The sequence below is a fragment of the Corynebacterium sp. HMSC066C02 genome, from assembly GCF_001814945.1.
GTDB lineage: Bacteria > Actinomycetota > Actinomycetes > Mycobacteriales > Mycobacteriaceae > Corynebacterium > Corynebacterium aurimucosum.
In genome coordinates this window covers 165,989-176,983 of sequence record NZ_KV818450.1, presented here as the reverse complement: position 1 = coordinate 176,983, position 10,995 = coordinate 165,989, and the positions used below count along the sequence as shown (strand labels likewise).

General features: G+C 61.4%; 13 protein-coding genes. 5 read left to right on the top strand and 8 right to left on the bottom strand.

What is annotated here, in order from left to right; all coding sequences use genetic code 11:
• Positions 1-130: 130 nt before the first annotated feature.
• Together HMPREF2996_RS12450 and HMPREF2996_RS06215 are read right to left on the bottom strand one after the other, a co-directional pair.
• Positions 131-1,042, bottom strand: coding sequence for a DUF559 domain-containing protein (locus HMPREF2996_RS12450; protein WP_083312710.1), 912 nt, complete (start codon positions 1,040-1,042; stop codon positions 131-133).
• Positions 1,043-1,405: 363 nt separating this feature from the next.
• Positions 1,406-2,581, bottom strand: coding sequence for an acyl-CoA dehydrogenase family protein (locus HMPREF2996_RS06215; RefSeq protein WP_070730564.1), 1,176 nt, complete (start codon positions 2,579-2,581; stop codon positions 1,406-1,408).
• A 224-nt stretch (positions 2,582-2,805) separates the two neighbouring features.
• Here HMPREF2996_RS06215 and HMPREF2996_RS06210 point away from each other — a divergent pair, with 224 nt between their 5' ends.
• Positions 2,806-3,363 (top strand): TetR/AcrR family transcriptional regulator, encoded by a 558-nt coding sequence (locus HMPREF2996_RS06210; RefSeq protein WP_070644336.1) that lies wholly within the window; start codon positions 2,806-2,808, stop codon positions 3,361-3,363.
• Here the strand turns inward: HMPREF2996_RS06210 and HMPREF2996_RS06205 are convergent.
• Both HMPREF2996_RS06205 and HMPREF2996_RS06200 read right to left on the bottom strand, forming a co-directional pair.
• Complete coding sequence (locus tag HMPREF2996_RS06205) at positions 3,360-4,409, bottom strand: hypothetical protein (protein WP_070730562.1); 1,050 nt, start codon at positions 4,407-4,409, stop codon at positions 3,360-3,362. The genes HMPREF2996_RS06210 and HMPREF2996_RS06205 overlap by 4 nt on opposite strands.
• A complete protein-coding gene (locus HMPREF2996_RS06200; RefSeq protein WP_070521314.1) occupies positions 4,402-4,896 on the bottom strand; it encodes an RNA polymerase sigma factor in 495 nt (164 codons plus the stop codon). The genes HMPREF2996_RS06205 and HMPREF2996_RS06200 overlap by 8 nt, the downstream gene beginning before the upstream one ends.
• A gap of 94 nt (positions 4,897-4,990) precedes the next feature.
• Between HMPREF2996_RS06200 and HMPREF2996_RS06195 the strand changes: the two genes are divergently transcribed.
• Positions 4,991-6,031: an RNase H family protein gene (locus HMPREF2996_RS06195; RefSeq protein WP_070730560.1), complete on the top strand. Its 1,041-nt coding sequence runs from the start codon at positions 4,991-4,993 to the stop codon at positions 6,029-6,031.
• A gap of 38 nt (positions 6,032-6,069) precedes the next feature.
• Entirely contained in the window at positions 6,070-6,543 is a 474-nt protein-coding gene (locus HMPREF2996_RS06190; protein WP_070730556.1) for a hypothetical protein, read from the top strand.
• Here the strand turns inward: HMPREF2996_RS06190 and HMPREF2996_RS06185 are convergent.
• A complete protein-coding gene (locus HMPREF2996_RS06185; RefSeq protein ID WP_070446595.1) occupies positions 6,524-6,994 on the bottom strand; it encodes a YdcF family protein in 471 nt (156 codons plus the stop codon). The genes HMPREF2996_RS06190 and HMPREF2996_RS06185 overlap by 20 nt on opposite strands.
• 31 nt (positions 6,995-7,025) lie before the next feature.
• Here HMPREF2996_RS06185 and HMPREF2996_RS06180 point away from each other — a divergent pair, with 31 nt between their 5' ends.
• Positions 7,026-7,919 carry a ribokinase gene (locus tag HMPREF2996_RS06180; RefSeq protein ID WP_070730554.1) on the top strand — a complete coding sequence of 298 codons (894 nt, stop codon included), beginning with the start codon at positions 7,026-7,028 and terminating at the stop codon, positions 7,917-7,919.
• A 9-nt stretch (positions 7,920-7,928) separates the two neighbouring features.
• Here the strand turns inward: HMPREF2996_RS06180 and purE are convergent, their stop codons facing one another.
• Positions 7,929-8,429 (bottom strand): 5-(carboxyamino)imidazole ribonucleotide mutase, encoded by a 501-nt coding sequence (purE, locus tag HMPREF2996_RS06175; protein WP_046647007.1) that lies wholly within the window; start codon positions 8,427-8,429, stop codon positions 7,929-7,931.
• A gap of 99 nt (positions 8,430-8,528) precedes the next feature.
• Entirely contained in the window at positions 8,529-9,791 is a 1,263-nt protein-coding gene (locus HMPREF2996_RS06170; protein ID WP_083313789.1) for a 5-(carboxyamino)imidazole ribonucleotide synthase, read from the bottom strand.
• Between HMPREF2996_RS06170 and budA the strand changes: the two genes are divergently transcribed.
• Positions 9,777-10,496, top strand: a complete 720-nt coding sequence (budA, locus tag HMPREF2996_RS06165; RefSeq protein ID WP_070446344.1) for an acetolactate decarboxylase — start codon at positions 9,777-9,779, stop codon at positions 10,494-10,496. The genes HMPREF2996_RS06170 and budA overlap by 15 nt on opposite strands.
• Here the strand turns inward: budA and HMPREF2996_RS06160 are convergent.
• Positions 10,493-10,936, bottom strand: a complete 444-nt coding sequence (locus HMPREF2996_RS06160) for a hypothetical protein (RefSeq protein ID WP_070710890.1) — start codon at positions 10,934-10,936, stop codon at positions 10,493-10,495. The genes budA and HMPREF2996_RS06160 overlap by 4 nt on opposite strands.
• Between the last annotated feature and the right edge of the window lie 59 nt (positions 10,937-10,995).

The window sequence follows — 10,995 nt, the reverse complement described above, 5'->3', positions numbered from 1 at the left end:
CCCCCCCCCCCCCCCCAAGTAAACCATCTAGGCGTTTACAAACGGTTCGTTTGCCCCCAAACAAACCTTTTCACTAATGCCTTCTGAATGAAACCATCTGGCAGCGCCCTCGTGCTGACAAGGAGGCTCGCTAGGCTGAACGAGGTTGCACGGTGTTTAACGCACCGCGCACCTCGTTAAGAACCTGTTCTCGGTTCTGGAGAAGATCCCGTGGTGAATAGCGCAGCACGATGTATCCGAGATTCTGAAGGTATTTCTCTCTTTGCCGCTCAGCCCGTATCACCGCTTCGGTAGATTTTCCGTAGGTCGCTCCGTCGTACTTCACAGCGCCGTCTATTTCCATGATGACTTTGCCGTTGAGAAGCAAGTCCGGCCGATACCCACCCTGAAGCTCTGGCTGAACCACGAGATTCTTTCCCAGACCTTCCACAATTAACATGCCGCGCGCATAGGACTCATAGGGAGATTCGGCGAGGGCGGTAGCATGCATAACCACTTTCCTAGCCTGAGCAGCACCTTTTACACGGCCCATTGCCGTGATCATTGACCGTAAATCGTCAATGCTAACGAGTCGTTTGCGCAAAGCGGAGTCGACAGCCATCAGCCCTTCCTCAAACGTCGCAAGCCGTGCGACGTCGATGCAGGTGCGCGCAACCGACGTGCACCGAAGCCCGAAGCGCTCCATAATGTCTGAGGTTGGCAGCCACATTTTTCGGTACATCACCTTGCTATCCCATTGCCGTCGCGGCGGGACTGTTTTGGATTGCCGTGCTAGAACAACCTGTGCGTCCCGAGACGACAGCGTCCACAAGCCCAACAGTTTGGCCGCAGATCTTTCCACGAGAACTGACCGATGAGCGCTACGCCCGAAGGCAACGATGTCAAAGAGATGGCGTTGGTAGTAAGGAAGAGCTGAATAGTACTCGCTGTTTATCGCGTAACGCGAGGTGAGGCGAATAAGTTCACCTGAAGCAAGTTGTTTCCACACAGGGTGGTTGTTCGAAAGGGGTCGTAGGTAAATGAGGTGTGAATCGTCAATCATGCTTCCATCATCATGGCTTCCAGCCCTCAAAAGCTACGGTCGATTCCCCGTCTGTGGATAACTACAACTCATCCATCGAATTGGCTGATCCTTCAACAAAGTAATCCACAAGGTTCCACTCACAAGGCTTCACTCAGAAGTCTCTAGTCAAAAGGCCCGTTTGCACCCAAGTAAACCTTCTAACAGCACAAAGAAGGTTCGTTTGCCCCCAAACAAACCTTCTCACTAATGCCTTCTGAGCAGAACCATCTTCGACCGCTCACGACGGTTCCAACAGAGGCCTCCCCACCAGGACTCGAACCTAGAATGACCGCGATAGTGGGAAAAGATGGGCACGGTGGAATATGGGGCCACTTCGAAACGCTACTTGTAGGCCGAGAAACCGGTAATCTTCTTGCCCATAATCAGGGACTGCACGGTATCGGTTCCCTCGTAGGTGTGCATGGCCTCGACGTCAGCGAAGTGACGCGCGATGTCGTTTTCCAGCAGGATGCCCACACCGCCGAGCATGTCGCGGGCATCAGCGGCAATTCGACGAGCAGCGCGGGTGTTGTGGAGCTTCGCCGCCGAGGCCTGCTCCGGGGCCAAGGTCCCCGCAGTTTCGCGCAAAGAGACCTCACGGCAGGTCAGCATCATTTGGCTCAAGTCAAGCACCATATTGGCCAAGCGCTGCTGAATAATCTGCGCTTTCGCCAGCTCGCGACCAAACTGCACGCGCTCCAGCACATATGAGCGGGCAATCTCGTAGCAGGCCACCGCCGAGCCCAGCGCCATCCAGGACACACCAATGCGGGTAGCGGTAAGAACGCGAGACACATCCTTGAAGCTGCGGCAACCCGGGAGCTGATTAGCTGCGGGGATTCGGCAATCAGTCAACGTAATGTGTGCCTGATGGATAGCGCGCAGGGACAGCTTGCCCTCAATCACCGAAGCCGAATAGCCAGGAGCCTCCTGCGGGACGATGAAACCGCCAACATTGCCATCCTCCATGCGCGCATAAATGATCGTGATTCCGCCGGAAGCGCCGTTGCCGATCCACTTCTTCTCGCCATTAAGCACCCATTCATCGCCGTCGCGCACCGCGGTGGTCTCCAAAGCAATTGAGTCCGAACCGTGAGCCGGTTCCGTCAGCCCGAAGGCACCAAGCAAAGAGCACGAAGCCATCTGCGGCAAATACAAGGCCTGCTGTTCCGGAGAACCCAACATCGAAATTGAGCGCATGGCCAGCCCAGCCTGCACCGCAATCACCGTGCCCATCGAGGCATCCGCGCGCGTGACCTCCATGAGTGCCAGGCCAGCACCAAGCGTGGACATCTGTTCATGGCCTTCCACCGCCAGGCCATCCGTCATCACGTCCAAGTCGCCCAAGCGCTGAACCAAGTCCAGTGGGTACTCCGCAGCCTGCCAGTGCTGGTTGATCACCGGGGCGGAGTACTCACGAAACTGCGCTGCACGCTTCCACCCCGCAGCATCGGACTCAGAGAGGCTGTCAAAAACACCCAAGAAATCAGTGGTGGACTCAAAGAGGTTGTGAGACATGGTGAGTTCTCCAATAAACAGGCAATACGAATGGCTATTAGCCCTAATTGTGACCTGACTCTCCATTGACTGTCAAGTGCCTCACACATAACGTGACACGACCACACACAACGCGGCATGACCACGCAAGGACAGTCACCAGACAAACCAGCCCCCAACCGTCCCCCACACCCCACATCGCAGGTACACTAACCACCATTAGCTCATTGAGGAGGACGCCCACCATGGCCAACCAGAGACGCCGCGACCAAATCGCCGCCGCCGCACTCGACCTCTTTGACCAGCGCGGCTACCACGCCACCGGCATGGAGGACATCGCCAAGGCCGTCGGCATGCGCGCCTCCAGCCTGTACAACCACTACTCCTCCAAACAGGAGCTCCTCGCTGAAGTCACCATCACCGCCATGGAGGATCTCCTCCGCGCCAACGCCGCCTGCCTCGCCGGGCTCAGCGATCCCCGCGACAAGCTCGTCGCCACCATGAAAGCCCATGTCATCTACCATGCCACCCATGCTCGGCGCGTCCGCGTGGTCAACAACGAGCTCACTAACCTCGAAGAGCCCCACAAGTCCGTCGTCCTGCAGCTGCGCCGTGACTATGTCGCGCGCTGGATGGCCGTGGTCAACGAGGGTGACTTCCATGCGGAGAACCTCAAAATCGCCTGCTGGGCGCTCATCGATATGGGCATCGGTGTGGCCCAATGGTTTAGCCCCGACGGTGATTACACCGCCGAGGCTTTAGGAGAGATGTACGGCCAGTTCGCCCTGCGCCAACTTACCTAGGGCGCGCAGCCAATCTGCTGCTCTTCCTCGCGCCCATCCGGGTACTGCACGCGCACGCGAGAGTAGACCTCGGCATGATAGCCGCACGCCACGCGCTTGTCGACGACCACCTTGACGCGATCCTCATTGAATGTGCCTTCCGCGCAATTGGGGTCGCAGTCGTTCTCAATCGCCACGCCCTCTGCCTCTGCGGAGTCGGCCCCCCAGCGCTGCCAGTCCAATTCGTTGACCAGGTAATTATTGTCAGCGCACGCTAGCGAGATGCGGTCCGGGCCCTCCAGGCCTGTGACGGAGACGCAGTCCAAGATCGCGGTGGCATCGATGGTGGTTTCCACGTCCGGGCCTACGAGGCCGACCACGCGCACCAGTTGGCCGGTCGCAGGCAAGACGGAGAAGGAGACGCGGTCAGAATCGCGAATCACGGTGACCAGCTGGTCCTCGCCTTCGCCCTCAACAGTGCCGACCTCATTGCCTTCCGCATCCGCCAGCATGTCATAAGCAATCTTCTGTTGCTCGCTACTTAGTCCGGGCTGGAGCAGCAGCTCCAGCGCTCCGAGGGCGTGGTTCGGGAAGGAATCCGCCAGCTTCTCCAACCCAGCGCGATCGGTCGCAACGACGAGGTCTTCTGGGTTGATGGAGGGCTGCGGATCAAAGCCCGGGACCTCTCCCTGCGAGGAGACCTCCACGGCACCGCCGGCATCCACCGCATATTCGGTGATCGCGGTGGCATCGCCGAGGGTATCGACGCGCTTCATGTATTCCTTCGCGGTCACGCCTTTATCCACGGCATCGGGCTGGGTGGCCGCAGCTTCGCCGGCTTGCGTCAGAATCTCCGCAGCCGAGGCCACGGGTTCCGAATTATTGAGCAGCGGGAAGGCACCACCGATGAGCGCAAGCACCGCGACGGAAGCCGCCGCTATTGTCCACGTGGGCCGGCCCTTCGTTATCTTTGCGAGGGTCTCTTCGGAGCGGGCGAGGGAGGCGTCGTCAAGCGCTGTGTCAGGAACGGGGTTGGCGGCGCGGAGCATATCGAGAGAGCTAGGCATCGGTTTCTCCTGTGAGTTCGGAAAGGTGGGTACGCGCGCGGTGCAGGCGAACGCGCACGTTATTGCGGGAAATGCCGAGGACCTCGGCGATATCGGGGTGGTCGAGTCCCTCCCAGGCGTGGAGCGTGAGAATCTCGCGCTCCGCGTGCGGAAGCTGCATCAGCGCGCGAGTGATGTCGAGGTTGGCATCGACGGCGTCATAGCCGGCGTAGGATTCCAGCTCATGATCATCGAGGTTCTCCGTCTCCCGGCGGGTGCGGTAAAACTCGCGCATCACGTTGCGGGCGATGCCATAGAGCCACGGCAGCGGCGTGCCGCGCAAGGAGTCGAAGCCGGACCAGGCCCGCTCGAAGACGTCGGCCGCCAGCTCTTCGGCGTGGCTCGGTGGGACGCGGCGGCGCAGATACGCCAGCACCGCCGGGTAATGCTCGCGAAACAGGCGGGAGAACTCCCGCTTACGCGAACCAGGCAAGGTAAGAACAGACACTAATAAAACTCCAGAATGCTAATGGGCTCACCGAGTATGTTGCACTAGACGCCCGAGCGTTACAGGGAAGCGGTGAAATGGTTTACTAAAGGGGATGGAACCACTCGAGCTCTCCGCCCTGACGGGCACGCAATCGCGCACCTACGGCACGCGCAAGATCACCAAAGACATGATCTCAGCACCCGTGCATGTGGCTATTGCGCTGTGGGATGAGCGCTGGGATTCCGCCGAAAACGGAACTGTCGACGGCTGGGTCATCGCCGTCAACACCACGAAGACGCGCTTCGTGCGCAAGGGCCAGATTAAAAAGGGCGACATCGTTGAGGTGGCCGTCCGCGAATTCGAAAAGGCCACCAAGGGGCTCCGAGGACGCAGGTGGATCGTCACCGGGCGCCGGCAGGCGGGGTTGCGGGCCGCGCTGGAAAAGCGTGGCTATGCCGTGACGGGGAGTTTTGCGGAGGAGAATAGGGCGTCGAAAAGCGCCAGCTCCGTGCGGCGCAAGCAGGCCGGAATCACCGCGCGCCGCGCCAAGAAGGAAGGCGAGGCCCCGCGCAAGAAGCAAGTAGTAAAGGTGGACACACCGAAGGCGCACTGGTGGCCGAACTTCTCGACGGCCTCCTCCTGGCCCGAGGGGGCCACAGTGCGCATCGCCACGGACGCTTCCTCGGACACGGTGTTCAAGGGCTCCATGTGTTTCGTGGCCAGCAATGGCGACTACCGGTTGCGCACGCGCGAGACGACGGCCAGCACCGATGAGCTCGAGCTCGAATCCCTCACCTTGGCGCTGAAATACCTGCTCAAGGTCGGTGCAACCAAGGCGATCATCGAGTCGGACTCAGTAGCTGCATTAGAAGCGGTGGAACAGATTCGGCAGAAGGGCTCGAAGGCGATGCGCTCGCGCGGGGTGTGGCGGGGGCTGTCTTCCGGCTCGCGCTCGCGCTTCCAGCAAGCGTGGAATGACGTGGAGGGAGTCTGCGCGGTGACCATCCGTCGGGTGATGGGGCATGCGGGTGACCCGCTGAACCGCGCAGCGGACCAAATTGCATATATGGGCCTGCGGGCGATTGCGCATCCGATGAAGCAATCACGGGCAACGCTGAAAGAAGGCATCCGGAAGACGCTGGCCAAGCTCTAATTCGGGGTTCGGTGTACTAGTGGCCTAGTGTGAATCGCATGAGCAATCCCTTTGACTCCAACCCTTTCGAGGAGCCGGCCAAGCCAATCAACGGCCGCGGGGCTAATCCCTTCGCGGAGCCCGCGCGCGAATCCTACGCGGCGCCTTCTGCGAATCCTTCTGCAGAGCGTTTCGCGGATCCGGCCGCGGAGCCTTCTGCTGAACCTTTCGCTGAGCCTGAGCGCGCCTACCCACCGGCGCCGATGCAGGACTATTCCCTTGAACAGCACTCACCGGGCGGCACGATCCACAGCTTCTCCCTGTTCAAAGGGCTTTTGAGTCTGTTTTCGGTCCTCGTAGGCTTCACCGGAATTACTGATGGCGATGTAGCCATGGGCATCGGCTTCGCCTTGCCTGGAACGTGGTACTTCCTCAAGTCGCTGCAGCAGAAGGCCAACCCGACCACTCCGCAAAAGCGCCACTGGTTTGTCATTTGGATGATTGCCATCGTGCTCATGTTCTTCGGCGCCTAGCCACCACCCGCCGCCACACAATGCGCAGCAGCGAATGCGGCGTCGCCACCACCTCGCGCAGGTAGTTCCACCAGCGGTCTTTCCGCGGGGTCCGCACGCCGTGCATGTGAACGCGAATCCCTAGGTGCCCGGCCCACATGCGGGTGCGCAGCACGTGGAAGTCATTGGTCACAACGCGGAAATAGGTGTATTCCGGGCACAGCGCATGGGCGCGCTCGAGGTTCTCGTTGGTGCTGGTAGCGAGTGGTTCGAGGAGAATCCGCTCCGGATTAACGCCCCGCTCGATGAGGTAGCGCGCCATCGGCTCCGCCTCCCCGAAGCCGGTCACGATGATTGGCTCCTCCGGCAACAGGCGAGCCAACACCACCGCTCGGTCCAACCGGCTACGTAGCAGCGGACCAGGCTCGCCGCCCTCGACGCGCGCGCCCAACACCAGAAGCGGAAACTGCATGCCCGCTAGCTTAGCGTGCATACTGGTCAGCATGAGCATGTGCGTAGTCGGTTCCATCAACGCTGACCTCGTGGTCCACACCGCGCGACACCCCCAGCCCGGCGAAACCCTCTTGGGGCACGGCGGAACCATCACCGCGGGTGGCAAAGGAGCAAACCAGGCGGTCGCGGCTGCCCAGCTGGGTGCGCAGGTGAGCTTCGTCGGCGCGGTGGGCAGCGATGCTTATGCCGCGCCTGCGATGCACTACTTGCAGGCCAGCGGCGTGGACCTCACGCACGTCGAGGCCAGCGAAGAGGTAACAGGTTTAGCCGTCATCACCGTAGATAAGCAGGGTGAAAACACCATCATCGTGGTGCCGGGTGCTAATGCGCTTGTCAGCGATTCATTCGTCACCACGCACTCCTCCCCCATCACCGCATCGGAGCTCATTTTGCTCCAAGGTGAGATACCGCCAGCGGGCTTTGCCAAGGCAATCGAGCTGGCCAAAGGTCGGGTCGTGGTCAACCTCGCACCGGTCATCGAGGTGGAAAAGGAAGCGCTCCTGCGCGCCGACCCGCTGCTGGCCAATGAGCACGAGGCCGGGCTCATCCTCGAGCAGCTGGGGTTGAGCGGCCAGGGCGCGCCAGCGGAGCTAGCGCAGCGCTTAAGGGAGGCCGGCTTTGCCTCGGTGGTTCTCACGCTGGGCGCGCGCGGGGCGCTTGTGGCCGAGGGGGCCGAGCTTATCGACGTTCCCTCCCCACGCGTCACCGCCGTCGATACGACCGGCGCGGGCGATGCCTTCGCCGGCGCGCTGTGTGCCCGCTTGTTGGACGGCGATTCGCTGGTGGATGCCGCGCGCTTCGCCGCGCGGGTCGGGGCCTTTACCGTCACGGGCTCCGGCGCCCAGGCCTCCTACCCGGATCTGACAAGCGAGTTGCCCGGTTAAAGCCGCGTCTTATTCGCCGAGGAGCTGGGAACGCAGGTTCTCATCCTTCTTTTCTACTTCGGCGGCCATGTTCTCTTGGTAGGCTGCCATCTTTTCCACCAGTGCTGGGTCGCCCGCGGAGAGGATGCGCACGGCAAGCAGGCCCGCATTCTTCGCACCGCCGATGGATACGGTTGCCACCGGCACCCCACCCGGCATCTGCACGATGGACAGCAGTGAATCGAGACCATCGAGATCCTTCAACGCGCGCGGGATGCCGATGACCGGCAGCGGCGTGGCCGCGGCAACCATGCCTGGCAGGTGGGCCGCACCACCGGCACAGGCGATGATGGCCTTGAGCCCGCGCTCGTGGGCAGACTTGGCATAAGCCAGCATCTTTTCTGGGGTGCGGTGCGCACTGACGACGCCCACCTCAAAGGGCACGCCGAACTCGGCGAGCACTTCGGCTGCGGGCTTGACGGTGGGCCAATCGGAATCGGATCCCATGATCAGTCCGACGAGTGGTTCCATGAAAAATCTCCTTCTTTACTAGCGTTTAAGCTCGCTGCGGGCTTAAGAGTGCGCAGTGGTCTGAAGAGTGCGCAGTGGGCTTAAGAGTGCGCAGTGGGCTTACGCCCACTGCGCGTGGACGAGGAAGTGGGCGGCATCGTGGGCGATGCGGCGCGTTTCCTCCACGTCCTCACCAACGACGTTGACGTGGCCGATCTTGCGACCCGGCTGGTGGTCCTTACCGTAGAGGTGGATCTTCGCCTGCGGGTAGCGCTCCATGACTTCACGGACGCGCTGCGGCATGGGCATCTGCGGATCCTCCTCAGCCCCCAGCACATTGGCCATGACCGTTACGGGCGCCAATGGCGCGGTGGAGCCCAGCGGCAGGTCCAGCACGGCGCGCAGGTGCTGCTCGAACTGCGAGGTCACGCAGCCATCCTGCGTCCAGTGGCCGGTGTTGTGCGGGCGCATGGCCAGCTCGTTGACCGCAATATCTTCTTCCACAACCGCTCCCGGCGCGCCTGAAGCGGACGCGATGATGCAGCCGGCGTCTTGCTTCGTGGCAAAAGCGAAAAGCTCCACTGCCAGCACACCCGTAACGCCCAGCTCGGTGGCTACCTTGATGCCCACCTGCATGGCGCGCTCCGCGAGCGCTGCCGACAAGTTCGGGGCTGGGGCAAAAGCCTCGGCGCAGATGCCGTCTCGCTGCACCGACTCGGTGACCGGCCAGGCTTTGACCTCGCCGGAGGGGCGGCGGGCGACGAGCACGGACAGCTCGCGAGTAAGGGAAACTTTTTCCTCAGCCATAAGCGGAGTACCAGCGGCGAGAAGCTCTTCTACCAGCGGCTCCAGCTCCTCCGCTGACGGGAACCACACGCCATGACCGTCGTAGCCGCCGCGGCGGGCTTTGAGGCACACGTGACCGTCGACAAGCGCGGCGAAATCCCGCGCATCCTCCACCGATTCAATAGCGGCAAAGCGCGGCACTGGGGCGCCCAGCTCGGCCAGCTTCTCGCGCATGAACAGTTTGTCCTGCGCGTAGAGGAGAGCGGAAGGCTGGGGCTGGACGTTGAGGCCGTCGGCGATAAGACGCTCGACGTGCTCCGTCGGGACGTGCTCGTGCTCAAAGGTAATTGCATCCGCGCCTTCCGCGCCGGCGGTGAGCACGTCGAGATCGTGGTAGTCACCGAGCACCACATCCGGGATCACCTGTGCGGCGGACTTGTCTGGCGCGGAGGCCAGCACGCGCAAGCTGATGTCGAGCTCTGCGGCGGCCGGCTGCATCATGCGTGCAAGCTGGCCGTCTCCATAAACAGTAACGAGGGGTTTGTGTTGTTCACTCACCCTTTCAATACTAGCCTTGGGGCCATGATCGTCCGGCATACCATCTTTCAGAACTCCCTCATGACCGCGCTGTTGGATGGCATTTACGACGGCGAAATGACCATCGGCGAGCTCTTGGGCAAAGGCAATTTTGGCATCGGCACCTTCGATGCGCTGGATGGGGAGATGATTATCCTCGACGGCGTGTGCTACCAGCTACGCGGCGATGGCACCGCGACGGTAGCGGACTTGGACCAGGGAACCCCCTTCGCGGTGGCCACGAACTTCGTCCCCCGTATTAAGGTGGCCGCGCCCAAGGGATTGAAGCGCGAGGAGCTTTCGGCCTTCATCGATGAAGTCGAGCCTTCCGCCAACTACATGTACGCGGTGCGAATCACCGGACGCTTCAGCAACGTGGTTACCCGCACGGTGGTCAAGCAGAGCAAGCCTTATCCGCCGATGGCGCAGGCCGTGGGCGGCGATAAGGAACTGCGCTTTGAAAACGTCGAAGGCATCATCGGTGGTTTCCGCACACCGGTGTTTGAGAAGGGTATTTCGGTGCCGGGCTGCCACGTGCACTTTATTGACGCTGCGCGGACCTCCGGCGGACACGTGCTGGACTACACGGTGGATGAGGCCACCATTGAGCTCTGCCCTGGCACGGACCTGGATCTGCGCTTGCCGCTGACCCACGAGTTCCGCTCCGCCAACCTGGCCCCTGATGACTTGGACCAGCAGCTACACACGACGGAGATTAAGGACTAACCCCAGACCGGTTGCTCGTTGAGGATATCCTCGACGCGTTTGGCTTTGGGGATGGATGGAAAATACATCGGCTTTTCGTATCCGTGCAGTGCCAGCGAAATCCCGCCGCGACGGCGGCGCGCACCACGGATATCCGTGAGCGGGATCGAATCAACGCGTTTGCCTTCGCGAGCGATGACGCGCAGGTTGGTCACGATGAAGCGCTTACGGCGGGCTTTCACCAAGGGACCGATGAAGCGCCAGGCAGCAAGCAGGGCCCATAAAGCTACTAAGCCATTGCGAAGCGCCAGGTCCATGCCGTTATAGTCACACCAGCCGATGGCAATCCAGCACACCCCGGTAATCACGATGAGCTCTAAAAAAGGAAAGAGCAGCGTCCGAAAGGGGGCGGTCATATCCGCGCGCACAACCTCGCCGCGGCCCATCTGCATGAGGTTCATGGGGCTCATGGTACCTCCCTGCTCCCGCTGTCCAGGCAAGAGGACGTCACGGCCTAGGC

What these genes read in the sequence shown, in the direction of transcription:
- HMPREF2996_RS06185 (WP_070446595.1), bottom strand. Translation starts at nt 6,994, where the DNA reads ATGCAGTTTCCGCTTCTGGTGTTGGGCGCGCGCGTCGAGGGCGGCGAG.
- HMPREF2996_RS06190 (WP_070730556.1), top strand. Translation starts at nt 6,070, where the DNA reads ATGAGCAATCCCTTTGACTCCAACCCTTTCGAGGAGCCGGCCAAGCCA.
- HMPREF2996_RS06215 (WP_070730564.1), bottom strand. Translation starts at nt 2,581, where the DNA reads ATGTCTCACAACCTCTTTGAGTCCACCACTGATTTCTTGGGTGTTTTT.
- budA (WP_070446344.1), top strand. Translation starts at nt 9,777, where the DNA reads ATGATCGTCCGGCATACCATCTTTCAGAACTCCCTCATGACCGCGCTG.
- purE (WP_046647007.1), bottom strand. Translation starts at nt 8,429, where the DNA reads ATGGAACCACTCGTCGGACTGATCATGGGATCCGATTCCGATTGGCCC.
- HMPREF2996_RS06160 (WP_070710890.1), bottom strand. Translation starts at nt 10,936, where the DNA reads ATGAACCTCATGCAGATGGGCCGCGGCGAGGTTGTGCGCGCGGATATG.
- HMPREF2996_RS12450 (WP_083312710.1), bottom strand. Translation starts at nt 1,042, where the DNA reads ATGATTGACGATTCACACCTCATTTACCTACGACCCCTTTCGAACAAC.
- HMPREF2996_RS06180 (WP_070730554.1), top strand. Translation starts at nt 7,026, where the DNA reads ATGAGCATGTGCGTAGTCGGTTCCATCAACGCTGACCTCGTGGTCCAC.
- HMPREF2996_RS06210 (WP_070644336.1), top strand. Translation starts at nt 2,806, where the DNA reads ATGGCCAACCAGAGACGCCGCGACCAAATCGCCGCCGCCGCACTCGAC.
- HMPREF2996_RS06195 (WP_070730560.1), top strand. Translation starts at nt 4,991, where the DNA reads ATGGAACCACTCGAGCTCTCCGCCCTGACGGGCACGCAATCGCGCACC.
- HMPREF2996_RS06170 (WP_083313789.1), bottom strand. Translation starts at nt 9,791, where the DNA reads ATGCCGGACGATCATGGCCCCAAGGCTAGTATTGAAAGGGTGAGTGAA.
- HMPREF2996_RS06205 (WP_070730562.1), bottom strand. Translation starts at nt 4,409, where the DNA reads ATGCCTAGCTCTCTCGATATGCTCCGCGCCGCCAACCCCGTTCCTGAC.